The organism is Altererythrobacter lutimaris, from assembly GCF_013371495.1.
In the GTDB taxonomy this organism is placed as follows: Bacteria; Pseudomonadota; Alphaproteobacteria; order Sphingomonadales; family Sphingomonadaceae; genus Erythrobacter; species Erythrobacter lutimaris_A.
Genome location: NZ_JABWTA010000001.1, coordinates 1,904,277 through 1,921,586, shown reverse-complemented (window position 1 = coordinate 1,921,586; position 17,310 = coordinate 1,904,277). Strand labels below are relative to the sequence as shown.

The following is a 17,310-nucleotide window of genomic DNA, read 5'->3' as shown; positions in this document are numbered from 1 at the left end:
GGGAAAAACCGTCAGAGCGTGAAGCTCTCTCCCAGATACAGCCGCTTCACATTCTCATCCGCAACCAGATCTTGCGGCGTGCCCGCGAACAGCACCTGGCCGCCATATATAATGCAAGCGCGGTCTACGATATCGAGGGTCTCGCGCACATTGTGGTCGGTGATAAGCACGCCGATGCCGCGTTCCTTGAGGTCCTTCACCAGGTCGCGAATATCGCTGATCGAGAGCGGGTCGATGCCAGCGAAAGGTTCATCCAGCAGCATGATCGAGGGCTTGGCTGCCAGCGCCCGAGCGATCTCGCAGCGGCGCCGCTCGCCGCCCGACAGCGCCATCGCAGGGCTATCACGCAAATGCTCTATGTGAAACTCTTCAAGCAGCCGCTCCAGCTCGGCGGCACGGGTTTCTGCATCGGGCTCGACCATTTCGAGCACGCAATTGATGTTCTGCTCGACCGTCATTCCGCGAAAAATACTGGTTTCCTGCGGCAGATAGCCAAGCCCCAGGATCGCGCGGCGATACATCGGCAGATGCGTCACATCCTCGCCATCCATCAGGATGCGGCCTGCATCGGGCTTCACGAGACCCATGATGGAATAGAAGCACGTCGTTTTGCCTGCACCGTTTGGCCCGAGTAGCCCGAGGACTTCGCCCTTGCCAACAGTGAGAGAGATGTCCGTTAGGATCGACCGCTTGTCGTAACTCTTGGCGATCGAAATGACTTCCAGGCCGCCATTGGGCAGCGGAGCAGTCGCATCGATTGTAGCAGCTTCCAGAGTGTCGCTTTCGCTCATGAGCAGCGGTGTAGCAGCCATTCTCGCGCAGAAAACCCCCATTTGCTCTCATTTGGCAGGATTTATGCATGTAAGCAGCTGGGGAGCAGCTGGCGCGCCGCTATGGTTAGCAAACTTGCAACATTCGCTATCCTCTGGGATACTCCGAATCGGGAAGAACAAGCAGCGGAGAGGCTGTGTGACAAAGAACCAATATTCATCGCGCGCAAAGGCGCAGGTGCAAACGGCGACGCCACGTGGCCTCGACTGGCGCAAATCGATGAGCGATCATGTCGCTTACGCCTTGCTCGTTTATACAGCGCTTCAGATTTTCGTGACTGTCCAGGCCTTGAAAGACGGCTTCTCTTCCATCCTTCCTTACATCGCTCTGGTTGTGCTCGTTGCGGGCATCATTCCGGCGTGCCGCTGGTTCGAGCGTCGCTGGATGGGCCTATCCGATGCCGAAGCAGCCGACGAAGCGATGCGCCCGGCATTCCGGCGCGACATCACCTGGCTTTGGGTGATGGCAATCATGCTGCCGCTCGTTCTGACCGGCGTTTTCAAGCTGATCTTCAGCGCGGGCTGATCGCGCTTCACAACTTTTTTCCCGATATCGCATCGCTTGGCTCGCTAAGCGCCTTGCGCTAGCCTTGCGAAAGTAAGGGAGAGCGTGGTTTTGGCCCATCGTCTGACACGATTTTTATGCCCTTGTTTCGCGTTCATCGTTGTGCTGGCGCTGATGATGCCAAGCCTTCCCGCGCATGCTCTCGTCCCTGTTGTTTCTGAAGCGGCTCCACCGCAAGGCGAACCTGCAGTTGAGCAAGTAATCGAGACGCTGCCTGATGAAGGTGATGATGAGCTTATAGCGGAACGGATCCGCGGCATTTTTGCCGAGTTGCCAGCTTTTCAGAATGTGTCGATTGAAGTGAACGAAGGGGTCGTCTCGCTTTCCGGCAGTGTAGCAGACCCTGAGGCTATCCAGCGTGCTGCAAACATCGCGGGACGGGTAACCGGAGTTGTAACGGTCGAGAACGCGATTGAGCGCGACCTGTCTGTTCAAGAGAATCTCTCTGTCCTGGGACGATTATCTGAGATCAGCTCGGCCTTCCTTAGCTTGCTCCCGCTGCTTGTAGTTGCCGGGATCGTCGCTGCGGTGGTTGGCGGCCTTGGCTATCTCATCGCCGGCTTCTCCGGACTGTGGGACCGCATCGCGCCGAATGCGTTCCTCGCCGAACTTATTCGAAGTGCGATCCGGTTCTTGTTCGTGATCGGCGGACTGGTCATTGCGTTGGACATGCTCGGTGCGGGCGCATTAATGGGCGCAGTGCTTGGCGGCGCGGGTGTGATCGGGATCGCGCTGAGCTTTGCCATGCGCGATACGATTGAGAACTACATCGCTTCGCTCATGCTGAGCATTCGCCAGCCATTCCGTGCGAATGACTGGGTCCTGATTGATACTTATGAAGGTCGCGTTATCCGACTCACCAGCCGCGCCACGATCCTGATGACATTAGACGGAAACCATCTGCGCATCCCGAATGGTCAAGTCTTCAAAGCGGTAATCCTTAATTACACTCGAAATCCGCAGCGCCGCTTCGATTTTGTATTGGGCGTCGATGCGGACGATGACCCGCGCGGCGCAATGCAGATCGGGGCAGAAGCGCTTGCTGCTCTGCCGTTTGTTCTCAAGGAGCCCGAAGCCGTTGCTCGCATCGAGGATGTTGGGGACTCAAACATCAGCATTCGCTTTCTGGCTTGGATCAACCAAGACCAGGCTGACTGGTACAAGTCGCGCAGCCTTGCGATTGCGGCAGTCAAAGACGCCCTCGAACAGGCAGGATATGCCTTGCCTGAACCAATCTATCGCTTGCGTGTGGATGCGCGCAGTGAAGCACTACCACTTGGACGTGGTATGCTGGCAGCGCACGATAAGCCGCCTGAACCTGTATCTCCCGTTGCTTCGGGGGTTGTCGAGCAGGACGTCCGGCCGGAGAGCGAAATCACCGAAATGGTTGAGAAGGAACGCCTCAGCGAAGCCGGGCAGGCTAAAGACTTGCTCGATGCAAATCGCCCGGTTGAGTGAGCCTTAACCTTTCGCGCGCTCGATAGCTTCGAGCACTATCTTGCGCGCTTCTTGCGCATCGCCCCAATTGCCGACGCGCACCCATTTTTCCGCTTCGAGATCCTTGTAGTGGGTGAAGAAGTGCTCGATCTGCTGGAAGATGATTGACGGCAAATCCTTCGTCTCGCCCACATCGGAATAATACGGAAAAGTCGTGTCGACTGGCACGCAGATGAGCTTTTCATCGCCGCCATGCTCGTCTTCCAGGTTCAGCACGCCGATCGGTCGCGAGCGTACGACACAACCGGCGATGAACGGGCTACGTGCAATAACCAGTGCATCCAGCGGGTCGCCATCGGGCGAGAGTGTGTGCGGGATAAAGCCGTAATTGGCCGGATAGCGCATCGGCGTGTGCAAGATGCGATCGACAAACAGAGCGCCCGAATCCTTGTCGAACTCGTATTTTACAGGCTCACCGCCGGTCGGCACTTCGATGATGACGTTGAGGTCTTCAGGCGGATTTGCGCCGGTGGGGATCTTGTCGATACGCATGCGTTTTGCCTTGCTTTGCGTGCCGCTCCCTCTCCCCAAAGCGAGCACTTGGTTGTGTTGGAGCGCGCCTTAGCCGCGCATGCGGCATTGCGAAACCCCTTCCTTGGTCGTAATCGCGCGCCCATGGCTAAGAATTCACCTCAGTCCATTCGCGGGACACAAGATATCTTCGGCGCTGACGCAGAGGCCTTCGCCTTTGTGGTCGAGACGTTTGAGCGCGTGCGTAAGCTCTACCGCTTCCGGCGGGTTGAAATGCCGGTGTTTGAAAAGACCGAAGTCTTCAGTCGCGCTATTGGCGAGACGACAGACGTTGTCTCGAAAGAAATGTATTCGTTCGAGGATCGCGGCGGCGAGAGCCTGACCTTGCGGCCTGAATTTACTGCCGGGATTGCGCGCGCTTACCTCGAGCGCGGCTGGCAGCAGCACGCGCCCTTGAAGGTCGCGACGCACGGGCCTCTGTTCCGCTACGAGCGCCCGCAAAAGGGGCGGTATCGCCAGTTCCACCAGATCGATGCGGAGATCATTGGCGCAGGCGAGCCGCAAGCCGATGTCGAGTTGCTCGCCTTTGCCGACCAGCTCTTGAAAGAGCTCGGGATTGAAGGTGTGACGCTGCACCTCAATACGCTCGGCGATGCGGACAGCCGGGAGAACTGGCGTGCGGAATTGGTGGAATACTTCCGCGCAGTGAAAGGCGAGCTGTCCGAAGATTCTCAGGAACGGCTCGAGAAGAACCCGCTACGGATTCTGGATTCCAAGGACCCGCGCGACCGCAAGTTTGTCGCCGAAGCGCCGAAGATCGATGATTTCTTGACCGATGAAGCGAAAGCTTTTTTTGAGGCGGTGACGTCGGGCTTGGATGCGGCGGATGTGAAATGGAGCCGCGCGGAAAGCCTTGTGCGCGGGCTCGACTATTATCGGCACACCGCGTTTGAGTTTATTCCGGACGAAGGCTCGGAAGCCGCCAGCAAGCTCGGCTCGCAAAGCACGATCCTCGGCGGTGGCCGCTATGACGGGCTGATGGAGAGCCTGGGCGGTTCGGCTACGCCAGCGGTCGGCTGGGCCGCTGGAATCGAGCGGCTGGCGATGCTGGTTGGGGAGAAGGAAGAGCCGAAAGCAGATGCCATCCTGATTGATGATGATAGGCTATCCAATGAACGCGCTGTCGATTGGCCGATCAAAATCGTATCCCAGCTTAGGAAAAATTGCTTCGGCGCAAGTATTGTTGCTTCGGGTAAACGCTCCAAGAGGTTTGAAAAGGCGGCAAGAGCGGAGCCGAAGCTAATGCTTCTCTTGCAGCACAAGGACTACGAAGGCCTGATAATGAGAGTGCTGGCGCAGCGTGAAGATGGGTCAGGATATTCCGATATTGACGTACTCCATGAGGCCCAGTTTGATACTAAGACTGCGGCGAAGATGCGTGGCTGGCTAGATCAGGCCGATTAATGCAAATACCCGCCGAACGCCTTGATCAAATCGCGCATCGCTTTGCGGAGCTGGAAGCGCGCATGGCTTCGGGCACGCTTGAAGGCGATGAGTTCGTGCGGGCAAGCCGCGACTATGCCGAGTTGGAACCCGTCGCGAAGATTGCCGGCGAAGTGAAGGCAGCGCGCGAAGAGATCGCAGGCCTCGAAGAGATGCTCGCCGATCCTGAGATGAAAGCCATGGCAGAAGAGGAACTCGCGAATATTCGCGAAGCTCTGCCTGACCTTGAGCGCAAACTTGCGGTCGCGATGCTGCCCAAGGACAGCGCGGACAACAAGCCTGCCATGCTGGAGATCCGCGCAGGGACCGGCGGCGATGAAGCGGGGCTGTTCGCTGGCGATCTTTACCGCATGTATGAGCGGTTTGCGTCCGAACAGGGCTGGAAGGTCGAGCCTGTCAGCATGAACGCTTCGGAAGTTGGCGGCTTCAAGGAAATCGTCGCCAATGTGCGCGGGACAGGCGTGTTCGCCAAGCTCAAATTTGAAAGCGGCGTGCACCGCGTCCAGCGCGTGCCTGTGACGGAAAGCGGCGGGCGCATTCATACCTCGGCTGCGACTGTTGCTGTGCTGCCGGAACCCGATGAAGTCGATGTCCAGATCAATGACCAGGACTTGAAGATCGACACCTATCGCGCCTCGGGTGCGGGCGGTCAGCACGTCAACACGACCGATAGCGCGGTGCGGATCACGCACTTGCCGACCGGGATTGTAGTTCAGCAGCAGGACGAGCGCAGCCAGATCAAGAACCGCGCCAAGGCGATGCAAGTTCTGCGCACACGGATCTATGATCATTTTCGTGAGCAAACCCAAGGCGCGGAAGCCGAAGCGCGTAAGGCGATGGTTGGCTCCGGCGACCGGTCCGAACGCATCCGCACCTATAATTTCCCGCAAGGCCGCGTGACGGATCACCGAATTGGCCTCACACTGCACAAGCTTGACGAGATCATCGCCGGGCCGGGTCTTGGGGAACTTGTCGATGCGCTGACCGCAGAGGACGAGGCGAAGCGCCTCGCCGCGATGACCGAATGACAGTGTCCGAGGCCATCCGCCAAGCGGCAGAGCGCCTCGCTGAAACGTCCGATACAGCGCGGCTCGATGCGGAATTGCTGATGGCGCATGCGCTGGGGACGGACCGCTCGTCCATGTTGCTGCGCAGTATGGCGGACCCGGTCCCACAAAGCTTTGCTGCATTGGCCGAGCGCCGCGCGCGGCATGAGCCTGTCGCTTACATCACCGGACAAGCCGATTTCTTTGGCCGCGATTTTCTCGTCGCGCCCGGTGTGTTGATCCCGCGGCCTGACAGCGAGACCGTAGTGGACGCAGCGCTTGAGGTCGCGCCGGAAACGGGGCGGGTTCTCGATCTTGGAACAGGCTCTGGTGCATTGCTTCTCACAATAATTGCAGAGCGAGAAGGTCTTGAAGGGGTCGGGGTCGATGCGAGCTTTGATGCGGTGCAGATCGCGGCAGAGAACGCGGCGCGGCTCGGCGTTCAGGCCCGCGCGCGGATCGTCAAAGCTGACTGGAATGAAGCGGGATGGGCGGATGATCTGGGACGCTTCGACTGCATCATCGCCAACCCGCCCTATGTCGCAAACAACGCAGAGCTTGCTCCTGATGTGCGCGATTTCGAGCCGTCTGACGCGCTCTTCGCGGGACCAGAGGGTCTCGACGACTACGCAATACTCATCCCGCAGCTGTGCGAATTAACCACACCTGATGCGGTGATAATTCTCGAAATCGGACATGATCAGGCGGAGTCAGTGTCAGAAATTGCCGCGAAATCAGGGTTTTCAGCGGAAATTCGCACTGATCTGGCAGGGCGCGACAGAGCACTCATCCTCAGGCAATTGTAAACGGGGCTTGGCAAAGGGGTTTCAGCAAGCTACCTCCGAATCAAGCCCATCGGTCAACGCCTTGCAGCTCACCGATGCGCTCAGTTCCGCAACACAATCGAATGGGGCACAGCGGTTAAGCTTGCCGAAGTTTGCGGAGTAGAGCGCTTTCACGTGCGCCGCCCGGCTTGCCGACGGATTTTCTGGTCAGAGGGTTGCTGATTGGCATTTGCTCGCAATTGCCAAAATCGTTCCAAAACATGGCCGACACGTAAGGATGAGATTTCCTTGAACAATAACCGTAATAATCGTCGCCGCGGTCGCGGTAATCGCAATCAGACCGGTGGCAACTCAGCCAATCGCATTGACAGCCGGGCACGGGGCAATGCGCCTCAGCTGCTCGACAAGTACAAGAAGCTTGCTCAGGACGCGCAGCATAATGGCGACCGGGTGCAGGCCGAGTACTATCTGCAGTTTGCTGACCACTATTTCCGTGTGATCGCTGACAATAAAGCGCGTCAGGACGAAGCGCGCGCCAAACGTCAGGAAGAGCGCGGCCAGTCCGGCGATGATGACGATGATGATTCCGATGGCGATGATCGCCGCCGCAATAATCGTCGCTCTCGCGGTCGCCGCGATGATCGCGAACAGCAACAGGACGAAGGCGAGCGCGGCGTAGAAGGTACGCCGGGTTCGGATGACGAAGAAGATGCGCCTAAGCCTCGCCGTACGCGTGGTGAGGGTCGTGGCAGTCGTCGTAAGCCTCGCGAGCAAGAAGCAGCTGACAGCGCTTCGGACGAGATTGATGCAGGCGTTCTACCGCCAGCCATCTCCGCCGGTTCGGATGATGACGGGGAAGAGGCGAGCGCGCCGAAACCGCGCCGCCGCCGCAAAGCTGCGGATGAGGATGGCGAAGGCGATATGCAGGCTGTCGGCTGATTGGAGCCGGTCTGCATAACTTGCTTCTTGAAAGCGGGCCCTTACAACGCTGTACAGTGATGCATTAAGGGGCGCCGCAGTGTCAGTCCTTCTTTCGCGGGCATACTATTTGATGGTCGACAGGCCGGCGATTTCCTCGTTGGTCTTGGGCCTTGTCGCTGCGACCGGCTTTCCACCGCTTGGCCTATGGCCGCTCACTCTGCTCGCTGTGGCGGCTTTCATCACCTTGCTGCAAGGCGCGCAGAGCCTGCGTCAAGCTGCGTGGTGGGGCTGGCTCTTCGGGTGGAGCCATCTGAGCCTTGCGAATAACTGGATCGCGACAGCATTCACCTTTCAGGCGGAGATGCCCCCCGCACTTGGCTGGCTCGCTGTGCCGCTCTTGTGCATTTATCTCGCAATCTATCCTGCATTGGCAGCAGTCGCCACCCACGCAGTGATCGGCGCGATGATGCGCCGCTTCCAGATGAACCCGCCGGGTCTGGTGAGCTTTGCAGGCCTGTTTGCGGCATTCTGGATCGTTACGGAATGGATGCGGGGTTGGGTGTTTACCGGCTACCCTTGGCCGCCGCTTGGCCTTGCTTTGCTCGGCGAATTCACGCGCCCCGGATTGGCTTTGCTGCTGCCATGGATCGGGACTTATGCGCTGTCCGGCTTTGTCATCTTGCTCGGCGGTTTGTTTGCGGCCTTCGTGGTCTACCGGCATTGGGCGCTGACCGCCGCATTAAGCGCGATTATCGCTGCAGGGATGCTCATGCCGCCATGGCAGGAGCTGCAGACGGGTGATGTGCGCTTTGCCTTGGTGCAGCCTTACATCCCTCAGGAAGAGATGGATGATCCTCGTAAGTTCGAAGAGCATTTCAAGCGCATTTCCGAACTGACTGCGCCGGGTGGTGACGACGAAAGGCTGGTCTTTTGGCCTGAAAGTGCTGTCCCTGACTATCTCGAGGATGGCTATCCGCAGCGTTACTATGTGCAAATGACTGCCGGAGCTGATCCTTCCTTTGCCCGGCGCCGTTTGGGGCAATTGGTGGGGCAAAACAGTCTTTTGCTGACAGGTCTTGTCCATCTCGACTTAGGCGAGAGAGGCGGGAGGCGCACCGCGATCAGCGCGCGCAATGCTGTGAGTGTGATCAACCCGGCGGGCGAGATCGAACAGACTTACGTGAAAGCGCATCTCGTCCCTTACGGCGAATATCTGCCGATGCGCGATATTCTGGAGCCGCTTGGCCTCTCGCGGCTTGTTCCAGGCACAATCGACTATGTCGAAGGGCCCGGTCCGCAAACGCTGGACCTCGGGCAGTTTGGCAAAGCGGGCCTGCAAATCTGCTATGAGATTGTATTCTCCGGTGATGTCGTCGATCCTGAAAACCGGCCCGACTATATTTTCAATCCGTCCAATGATGGCTGGTTCGGTGCTTGGGGCCCGCCTCAGCATTTGGCGCAAGCGCGAATGCGCGCTCTGGAAGAGGGCTTGCCTGTGTTGCGCGCGACTACGACGGGCATAAGCGCAGTCGTGGATGCACGTGGTGTGGTGCGCGGCCATATCGGACAGGACCAGGCAGACCGGATTGATGGCTACATACCGCCTGCAGCCAAGCCGACCTGGTTCGGGCAGTTGGGCAATATTCTGCCCCTTTTCTGGGCATTTTTGATTGCCGCGCTATCCTTGGTTGTCATGTACAGACGCTCCGTCTAGAACGTGTTTCCACACATAAAGAAGTCCTTATATGGTCTTCATGTATTCCATCCTTTTTCTTCGCTGAGGTCCTATGCGCTCTGAATATCTGTTTACGTCTGAAAGCGTGTCCGAAGGTCATCCAGACAAGGTTTCTGACCAGATTTCCGACGCTATTGTCGATCTCATGCTGTCGAAGGACCCTGAGGCACGCGTTGCCTGCGAGACGATGACGACAACGCAGCGCGTGATTCTATCCGGCGAAATTCGCTGCGCACCGATGTATGATGAAGCGAATGAAGCGTGGGCGGTCAATGGCGGTTGGGCGCCCGGCGCCAAGGAAGAGATCGAGCAAGCGGTTCGCTCAACCGTGCGCGACATTGGTTACGAGCAAGACGGCTTTCACTGGAAAACGTTGACGTTCGAGAACCACTTGCACGGACAATCCTCTGAGATTGCCATGGGCGTGGATGCCGGTGAAGATGGTTCGAACAAGGATGAGGGCGCAGGCGACCAGGGCATCATGTTCGGCTTTGCCTGCGATGAAACGCCGGACTTGATGCCGGCAACGCTCGATTACAGTCATAAAATCCTGGAACGCCTTGCTGCGGACCGTCATTCCGGCGCGGCGCCATTCCTGGAGCCGGATGCGAAGAGCCAGGTGACATTGCGCTACAAGGATGGCGTTCCGGTTTCTTGCACGGCGCTTGTTGTTTCGACGCAGCATGCGCCGGGCTATCATGAGGGCGAGAAAGAAGCCGAGCTTAAAGCGTACGTGAAGAAGGCCGTCAGCGATGTTCTGCCTGCTGGGCTTCTGACGGATGAGACGGTTTGGCATATCAACCCGACCGGCGCGTTCGAGATCGGCGGCCCGGATGGTGATGCGGGCCTCACGGGTCGCAAGATCATCGTCGACACCTATGGCGGCGCAAGCCCGCACGGCGGCGGCGCGTTTAGCGGCAAGGACCCGACCAAGGTCGATCGTTCAGCCGCCTACATTACGCGTTATCTTGCCAAGAACGTGGTGGCCGCGGGTCTCGCCAAGCGCTGCACTATCCAGATTGCTTACGCGATTGGCGTCAGCGAGCCGCTCTCGCTCTATGTCGATACGCACGGCACGGGAGCTGTCGGTGATGACAAGCTGGAGCAGGCGATTGCTAGCATTGCCAAGCTTGGTGGTCTCACCCCGCGCGGCATTCGCATGCATTTGGGGCTTAACAAGCCGATTTACCGCAAGAGCGCGGCTTACGGTCACTTCGGACGCACACCGGAAGGTGATCTCTTCCCGTGGGAGCGCACCGATCTGGTCGATGATCTGAAGGCAGCTCTCGCCTGATCGAGCCCGCCTTAAGCCAGTAAGTACATACGCAGAGCGGCGTCCCGGTGCAGGCCGAGACGCCGCTTTTTCTATCCTACATGTAGGAACTTGTAGGATTAGCTGGCTGGTCCTGCCGGCACTGCAGGTTCTGCCCATTGGCCTTCGCGGTACCAGTGGCCGACCTTGCGACCGAACTTGGCGATGGCATTCATATTAAAGAAGTGCATGCCTCCCAACACCAGCACAGCAAAACCGACCTTGGTGCTTAGGAACCGCACTGCGTCCGCGAGGTTTGCAGGTGGTTCACCGAACCGAAGGGCCAGCAAGATAAAGCCCAGATTGACGAGATAGAACCCGACAACCAGCAGATGGTTGGTGGATTGCGCGAGAACCTTGTCGTGCCCGAAGCAGTCGATGAGGAACACTTCGCCGTTCTTGGAAAGGGTTCTCGCGACCCAGATGGTCAGGCCAATGCTGATCGCGAGATAGGCGATATAGGATGGGACTTCGTACATGACTTCCTCCTTCTTCGTGTTGGAGCCTTAGTGAATGAGATCGTGAATGGGGTTGGCGCGTCTTTGCGCTGCGAGGTTTGCGCGTTCGGCCTCGTGAGCCTTCGCGACCAGCTCGCGCCAGCGTCCCCAGCGATAGGCGCAAGCAAGGCCGGCAAGGCCGCCCGGCCCGGCAAAGATGAGCAAATCGGGCGCAAGGTTTCGCGGAAGCCCGAAGAAGATCGCTAGGATTAGAAAGCCCGCGACGGCTCCGCTGAGAGAGTAGAGCCATGCATGTTCTTGCTTGATCGAGCGCAGGAGCAGCGTCATTGGCAGTCCGACGAAGGCCATTCCCGCCAAGCTGAAAATTCCCGCGAACAAAGCAAAGAAGGCCAGTCCGCCGAGCAGTTCGTCGAGCGCGATCTCTCCACCTTCCAAGAAGGCGAAGACTGCCATCAGAGCGAGCGAGCCTGCCGCCGCGCCCCAACCAATCGCCGCTGCCAGAGGGCGGCCCCAATCTCTTGCATTGAAGTCAGACATTTCTGTAATTGCAGAAATCTGTTCTTGTGCTTCGGGTGCCATGGTATGAGCTCCTTTCAGTCAGGGATTAGTTGGCGGATTTGCTGCCGGGCAGGAGCCGGGCGACTTTGCTGCCGAGCTTCATCAGCGTGACGAGCGTAGACTTCGGCAAGCGGCGCACATCGGCATACCATCCGGCCAAGCTGCCGATGAAGTCATGCATCCGCCCGATGCGCTCACGCACATGGCTCGGCACATCCTTGCGTCCTTCCAGGCTTTCAGCGAGTTCGCCTAGCAACTGGATGGTCGGATCGATCTCGCGCCGCTTGCGCTCCGCAGTGATCTTCATGAGCATGTCCCACAGATCGGAATCAGCAGTGAAATGATCGCGGCGATCGCCTTCGACATGGACGCGCCGGACAATCTGGTAGGATTGCAGCTCTTTAAGACCGTTCGATACGTTGGAGCGTGCCAGCCCCAGCTTCTCGCAGATTTCTTCTGCATGCAGTGGACGGTCCGACAGGTAAAGCAGCGCATGCATCTGCGCGACTGAGCGATTGACGCCCCATTCCGTGCCCATCTCCCCCCAATGGAGGATGAAGGATTTCACTTCCGGAATGTCCATGATGCTCATGGCGACTCGCCTTTCTGTTCGTCATTTCTGTAATTACAGAAATTGATGGATAGTGCAAGCAGAGTAATGAATTGCGGCAGATTGTTGATCGAACTGAGGGTTCAAAAATGAGGCGCTTACTTAAAGCGCGACCTCGTATTTCGCCGTCGTGCTCGCAGCGATCTGCTCTTGCGTTACGCCTGGTGCCATTTCGATCAGGCGGAACGGGCTGTCATGATCCACGCGGTGGAACACGCCTAGATTGGTTATGATCATGTCGACCACGTTCTGGCCAGTCAGCGGCAGTGTGCATTGAGGAATGAACTTGGGATCACCAGCTTTGCTCGCATGATCCATCACGACAATAATCTTCTTGACGCCCGCGACGAGATCCATCGCGCCGCCCATGCCTTTGATCATCTTGCCCGGAATCATCCAGTTCGCAATGTCGCCGTTTTCCGCGACTTCCATCGCGCCGAGGACTGTCAAATCGATATGTCCGCCGCGGATCATGGAGAAACTCGTCGCGCTGTCGAAATAGGCGGAGTGCACCAGCTCGCTGATGGTCTGCTTGCCGGCATTGATGAGGTCAGGATCTTCCTCGCCTTCGTAAGGGAAGGGGCCAATGCCGAGCATGCCGTTTTCGCTTTGCAGCGTGACATGCATGCCTTCAGGGATATGGTTTGCGACCAGTGTCGGGATGCCAATGCCGAGATTAACGTAATAGCCGTCCTGGAGTTCACGCGCGGCGCGCGCGGCCATTTCATCGCGGGTCCAGCCTGCAGGTGCGTCAGACATCACGCAGTCTCCTTTTCACGCACTGTGCGGAACTCGATCTTCTTGTCGTACGGTGCGCCAACGATCATGCGATTGACGAACACGCCTGGCAAATGGATCGCGTCGGGATCGAGCGAGCCAGTTGGCATGATCTCTTCGACTTCGACGATGCAGACCTTGCCGCAGGTCGCGGCCGGCACGTTGAAGTTGCGTGCAGTTTTGCGGAACATGGTGTTGCCGGTCTCGTCCGCTTTCCATGCTTTCACGATGGAGAGGTCGGCAAAGATACCGCGCTCCATGATGTAGGTCGACATCACGCCGTCCCGATCAGGAAATTCCTTGTGCTCCTTGCCCTCGGCAACTTGCGTTCCGACGCCTGTCTTGGTGTAGAAGCCGGGAATACCGGCCCCGCCTGCGCGCATGCGCTCTGCCAAAGTTCCTTGCGGGCAGAACTCGACTTCAAGCTCACCTGAAAGGAACTGGCGCTCGAACTCCTTGTTCTCGCCAACATAGCTGCTGATCATCTTTGCAACTTGCTGCGTGCGCAGCAGCATGCCGATGCCTTCATTGTCGATGCCTGCATTGTTGCTGGCAAACGTCAGGCCCTTAACGCCGCTCTCCCGGATCGCTTCCAAAAGGCGCTCGGGAATACCGCAAAGGCCAAAGCCTCCGCTTGCAATCAGCATGTTGTCGTGAAGCAGGCCATCAAGGGCCGCCGCGGCATTGGGATAGAGCTTCTTCATGGGCGCCGCTTTAGCCGCGCTCTTTATCGGAGTCACGACTGATCGACGCATTCGGCATGCGATTTTGCGCAATCGGAACGCCGGGCTGGTTATGCTGTCTGCCGACTTGCCAAGCCCCTCGTCGATAGCAGCGTTGCCATGCGTTTCGCTCAATGCTTCAACTGTGCACCGGGCACGGGATTACAAAGGGGATTTTATCATGAAGCAATGGTTGAAACTGGCGAGTGCAGCTGCGCTGGTGGCTGCAACGCCGGCCTGGGCTGCGCCTGAAGATTTTGCGGAAGTCATCGATAGCGAATTGCGGTTGGACGAGAACAAAGCGCTTGATGAAGCGCGCCAGCCTGCGACCATTCTCGACTTCGTGGATTTTGAAGAAGGCGATACCGTCGCGGACTTCCTTTCCGGCAATGCTTATTTTGCGGAAATGATCGCCGAAGTGGTTGGCCGTGATGGCCGCGTCTATGCGCTGAACCCGCCGGGCTTTCATGATGCGGAGAAATGGGCGGAGCTGATGAAGCGGCGCAGCAATTTACGGCCGCTTGTCGCAGCGACCACGCATCAACAGCTCGCGCCTGCGAGCATGGACGTGATCTTCACTCACATGACATTTCATGATCTCTTCTGGGAATCAGAGCAGTTCAACTTCCCGCGGCTGGATGTGCCCACAGTGCTTGCGAACTGGCGCGCCGCACTGAAGCCAGGCGGGGAAGTGATCATCGTCGATCACATGGGCCCGGAAGGCGACACACGTGAAGTGGTAGAGCAGTTTCACCGCATCGATCGCGCAGCCGCGATTGCCACTATGGAAGAGGCTGGATTCGCTTTGGTCGAGCAGAGCGAAGCGCTGCTCAACGAAACCGACGATCTGGAGAAGTCTGTCTTCGATCCTGCGGTGCGCGGGAAAACGAGCCGCTTCATGCTGAAATTCCGCAAGAAGTAAGTGGCGAGAAGGAGTTGCAAGAAATGCACCTTTCCATGTTCTTTTCGCACTTGCACAATTTTGTTCGCAGGTGCAGTAAGAAGCTGCCTTATAGGCATCCTCTCCCAAGACTTTCATGCCCGGTTGGTTTTCCAGCCGGGCATTTTTCTTAGCCAAAACCCTTGCGTTAGAGCCGCTCTGGCCACAGATCGGTCCAGCACGTGGTTGCGCTTCGTTGTGGCCATGAGATTGCGCTCGGGCGTGATCACTCAAACATGAAGACCGCAGGGAGACGCTCCGCATGGCTAAAGCCGACGCTGAGACTGAGACATCCGAGACAACAGTTCGGCTTCAAGTGGCGCCAGCGCGACAGGAGGAATCGGGTCAAGGGATCGCGCGCATGCCGCGAACCGCGTTTCAGGCGCTCGGCATTACCGAAGGCGATATCGTCGAAGTCACAGGCAAGCGCAGCAGTCCCGCGATCGCTATGGCGGCCTATCCTGAAGATGACGCGCTGGAAATCGTCCGCCTCGATGGTTTGCAACGTGGTAACTCGGAAGCGGCCTCCGGCGAACATGTCACGATCACGCGGGCTGAGACTCGAGCCGCCAAGCGCGTTGTGTTTGCCCCCGCTCAGCGTGAAATGCGCCTGCAGGGTCCATCGCAAGCGTTGAAGCGCAACTTCTTCCGGCGGCCACTGGTCGCTGGCGATCTCGTCGCGACAACTGGTCAGCAGCCGGTGCAGAACATGCCAGCCGACGTCCGGCAATTGCTGCGTGCACCCGCCTATGCGCTTACTCAAATCCGTCTGTCGGTCGTCTCGACGACGCCAAAGGGCATTGTCCATATCGACGAGAACACCGAAGTCGAGCTGCGTGCGGAATTTGAAGAAGCACGCGATGCCCGTGCGGTCGTCAATTACGATGATGTCGGCGGCATGGATGAGACCATCCAGCAATTGCGCGAAATGGTTGAGCTGCCGCTGCGCTATCCCGAGTTGTTTACCCGCCTCGGTGTCGATCCCCCCAAGGGCGTGTTGCTGCATGGCCCTCCCGGCACAGGGAAGACGCGGCTCGCGCAAGCCGTCGCGAACGAATCGGATGCGCATTTCCTCTCCATCAACGGACCGGAAATCATGGGCTCGGGCTATGGCGAGAGCGAGAAACGCCTGCGCGAAGTGTTCGAAGAGGCAGCGTCTTCCTCGCCAGCGATAATTTTTATCGACGAGATCGATTCAATCGCGCCCAAGCGCAGTCAGGTGCCGGGCGAAGCAGAGAAGCGCCTCGTTGCGCAGCTGCTCACTTTGATGGACGGCATTGAAGCGCGCGCAAATCTTGTCGTGATCGCTGCGACCAATCGCCCCGATGCGATCGACGAAGCACTGCGCCGTCCGGGCCGTTTCGATCGCGAGATCGTGATCGGCGTGCCAGACCAAAGCGGGCGGCGCGAGATCCTCGCCATTCACACCCGCGGCATGCCATTGGGCGATGAAGTGAAGCTCGACGAGCTGGCACGCGTGACGCACGGATTTGTCGGTGCCGATATCGCTGCGCTCGCCCGCGAAGCGGCGATTGATGCGGTTCGCCGGATCATGCCTAAGCTTGATCTCGACGAGCGCACGATACCGCCTGAAGTGCTGGAAGAGCTCTGCGTTGAGCGCGATGACTTCCTGCAGGCGCTCAAACGTATTCAGCCGAGCGCGATGCGCGAAGTCATGGTGCAAATGCCCAATGTCGGATGGGATGATATTGGCGGCATTGGCGATGCTATCGACAAGCTGAAGGAAGGCATCGAGCTTCCACTGAAGAACCCTGATGCTTTCCGGCGTTTAGGTATCCGGCCTGCCAAAGGCTTCCTGCTCTATGGCCCTCCTGGCACGGGGAAGACCTTGCTCGCCAAGGCTGTTGCGAAGGAAGCCGAAGCCAATTTCATCTCCATGAAATCGAGCGACTTGCTGTCCAAATGGTATGGCGAAAGCGAGCAGCAGATCAGCCGCATGTTCCAGCGCGCGCGCGCGGTTGCGCCCTGTGTTGTTTTTATCGACGAGATCGATAGCCTCGTGCCCGCACGCGGCAGCGGGCAGGGCGAACCGCAAGTCACTGGCCGCGTGGTTAATACTGTGCTCGCGGAAATGGACGGCATGGAGGATTTGCAATCCATCGTGGTCATCGGTGCCACTAACCGGCCGGCGCTAGTCGATCCGGCGCTGCTACGCCCCGGCCGCTTTGACGAGCTCGTCTATGTCGGCACGCCCGACAAGAAGGGCCGCGTCCACATTCTGGAGATCCACACCGGCGGAATGCCGCTCGCCAAGGATGTCGATCTTGCAGGTGTGGCGGAAAAGACGGATCGCTTCACCGGCGCAGACCTTGAAGATGTCGTGCGCCGTGCGGGCCTCAATGCCCTGCGTCGTGTCGGCGGCGAAGTTAGCGAAGTGGCGAAGATCGACTTCGAGGAAGCGCTTAAGGATTCGCGTGCGACGGTCACGTCCAAGATGGAAGCGGAATACCGCAAGATGCGCGGGGAGCTCAAAAAGCGGGCCGCAGAAGTCAATCCGATTGGGTTCATCCACGAAGGAATGATTGAGTCGACGCGCGCAAAGAAGCACGACTGATCGAG

The 17,310-nt window shown here is 58.3% G+C and carries 17 protein-coding genes; 10 read left to right on the top strand and 7 right to left on the bottom strand.

Annotated elements, in window-relative coordinates:
* Nucleotides 1-11: 11 nt before the first annotated feature.
* A complete protein-coding gene (gene lptB / locus HUO12_RS09230; RefSeq protein ID WP_176274386.1) occupies nucleotides 12-791 on the bottom strand; it encodes an LPS export ABC transporter ATP-binding protein in 780 nt (259 codons plus the stop codon).
* A gap of 178 nt (nucleotides 792-969) precedes the next feature.
* Between lptB and HUO12_RS09225 the strand changes: the two genes are divergently transcribed.
* Together HUO12_RS09225 and HUO12_RS09220 are read left to right on the top strand one after the other, a co-directional pair.
* The gene (locus HUO12_RS09225; protein WP_332310396.1) at nucleotides 970-1,356 is read left to right on the top strand and encodes a hypothetical protein; all 387 of its coding nucleotides are present in this window, start codon (nucleotides 970-972) and stop codon (nucleotides 1,354-1,356) included.
* A gap of 153 nt (nucleotides 1,357-1,509) precedes the next feature.
* Nucleotides 1,510-2,853 carry a mechanosensitive ion channel family protein gene (locus tag HUO12_RS09220; protein ID WP_176273276.1) on the top strand — a complete coding sequence of 448 codons (1,344 nt, stop codon included), beginning with the start codon at nucleotides 1,510-1,512 and terminating at the stop codon, nucleotides 2,851-2,853.
* A 3-nt stretch (nucleotides 2,854-2,856) separates the two neighbouring features.
* Here HUO12_RS09220 and ppa read toward each other — a convergent pair whose 3' ends face one another.
* Nucleotides 2,857-3,384, bottom strand: coding sequence for an inorganic diphosphatase (gene ppa / locus HUO12_RS09215; RefSeq protein WP_176273275.1), 528 nt, complete (start codon nucleotides 3,382-3,384; stop codon nucleotides 2,857-2,859).
* 123 nt (nucleotides 3,385-3,507) lie between these two features.
* Here ppa and hisS point away from each other — a divergent pair, with 123 nt between their 5' ends.
* The 6 genes from hisS to metK all read left to right on the top strand — a co-directional run bounded on the left by hisS (nucleotide 3,508) and on the right by metK (nucleotide 10,647).
* Entirely contained in the window at nucleotides 3,508-4,827 is a 1,320-nt protein-coding gene (gene hisS, locus HUO12_RS09210) for a histidine--tRNA ligase (RefSeq protein WP_176273274.1), read from the top strand.
* On the top strand, nucleotides 4,827-5,894 hold the full coding sequence (gene prfA, locus HUO12_RS09205; RefSeq protein WP_176273273.1) for a peptide chain release factor 1: 1,068 nt from the start codon (nucleotides 4,827-4,829) through the stop codon (nucleotides 5,892-5,894). Before hisS ends, prfA begins: the two co-directional genes overlap by 1 nt.
* A complete protein-coding gene (gene prmC, locus HUO12_RS09200; RefSeq protein WP_176273272.1) occupies nucleotides 5,891-6,718 on the top strand; it encodes a peptide chain release factor N(5)-glutamine methyltransferase in 828 nt (275 codons plus the stop codon). Before prfA ends, prmC begins: the two co-directional genes overlap by 4 nt.
* A gap of 267 nt (nucleotides 6,719-6,985) precedes the next feature.
* Nucleotides 6,986-7,636 (top strand): DUF4167 domain-containing protein, encoded by a 651-nt coding sequence (locus HUO12_RS09195; RefSeq protein ID WP_176273271.1) that lies wholly within the window; start codon nucleotides 6,986-6,988, stop codon nucleotides 7,634-7,636.
* A gap of 79 nt (nucleotides 7,637-7,715) precedes the next feature.
* Complete coding sequence (lnt, locus tag HUO12_RS09190; RefSeq protein ID WP_332310395.1) at nucleotides 7,716-9,332, top strand: apolipoprotein N-acyltransferase; 1,617 nt, start codon at nucleotides 7,716-7,718, stop codon at nucleotides 9,330-9,332.
* Nucleotides 9,333-9,405: 73 nt separating this feature from the next.
* Nucleotides 9,406-10,647 carry a methionine adenosyltransferase gene (gene metK / locus HUO12_RS09185; protein ID WP_176273270.1) on the top strand — a complete coding sequence of 414 codons (1,242 nt, stop codon included), beginning with the start codon at nucleotides 9,406-9,408 and terminating at the stop codon, nucleotides 10,645-10,647.
* Nucleotides 10,648-10,745: 98 nt separating this feature from the next.
* On the opposite strand, the gene HUO12_RS09180 is transcribed toward metK, so the two are convergent.
* The 5 genes from HUO12_RS09180 to HUO12_RS09160 form a co-directional block, all read right to left on the bottom strand.
* Complete coding sequence (locus HUO12_RS09180) at nucleotides 10,746-11,144, bottom strand: hypothetical protein (RefSeq protein ID WP_176273269.1); 399 nt, start codon at nucleotides 11,142-11,144, stop codon at nucleotides 10,746-10,748.
* 27 nt (nucleotides 11,145-11,171) lie between these two features.
* On the bottom strand, nucleotides 11,172-11,702 hold the full coding sequence (locus HUO12_RS09175) for a hypothetical protein (protein WP_176273268.1): 531 nt from the start codon (nucleotides 11,700-11,702) through the stop codon (nucleotides 11,172-11,174).
* 25 nt (nucleotides 11,703-11,727) lie between these two features.
* Nucleotides 11,728-12,273 carry a GbsR/MarR family transcriptional regulator gene (locus HUO12_RS09170; protein ID WP_176273267.1) on the bottom strand — a complete coding sequence of 182 codons (546 nt, stop codon included), beginning with the start codon at nucleotides 12,271-12,273 and terminating at the stop codon, nucleotides 11,728-11,730.
* A 120-nt stretch (nucleotides 12,274-12,393) separates the two neighbouring features.
* Nucleotides 12,394-13,050, bottom strand: a complete 657-nt coding sequence (locus HUO12_RS09165) for a CoA transferase subunit B (RefSeq protein WP_176273266.1) — start codon at nucleotides 13,048-13,050, stop codon at nucleotides 12,394-12,396.
* Entirely contained in the window at nucleotides 13,050-13,772 is a 723-nt protein-coding gene (locus HUO12_RS09160) for a CoA transferase subunit A (RefSeq protein WP_176274383.1), read from the bottom strand. The genes HUO12_RS09165 and HUO12_RS09160 overlap by 1 nt, the downstream gene beginning before the upstream one ends.
* Nucleotides 13,773-13,971: 199 nt before the next feature.
* On the opposite strand from HUO12_RS09160, the gene HUO12_RS09155 reads away from it, so the two are divergent.
* On the top strand, nucleotides 13,972-14,712 hold the full coding sequence (locus HUO12_RS09155; RefSeq protein WP_176273265.1) for a methyltransferase domain-containing protein: 741 nt from the start codon (nucleotides 13,972-13,974) through the stop codon (nucleotides 14,710-14,712).
* A gap of 280 nt (nucleotides 14,713-14,992) precedes the next feature.
* On the top strand, nucleotides 14,993-17,305 hold the full coding sequence (locus HUO12_RS09150) for a CDC48 family AAA ATPase (RefSeq protein WP_176273264.1): 2,313 nt from the start codon (nucleotides 14,993-14,995) through the stop codon (nucleotides 17,303-17,305).
* Nucleotides 17,306-17,310 lie beyond the last annotated feature (5 nt).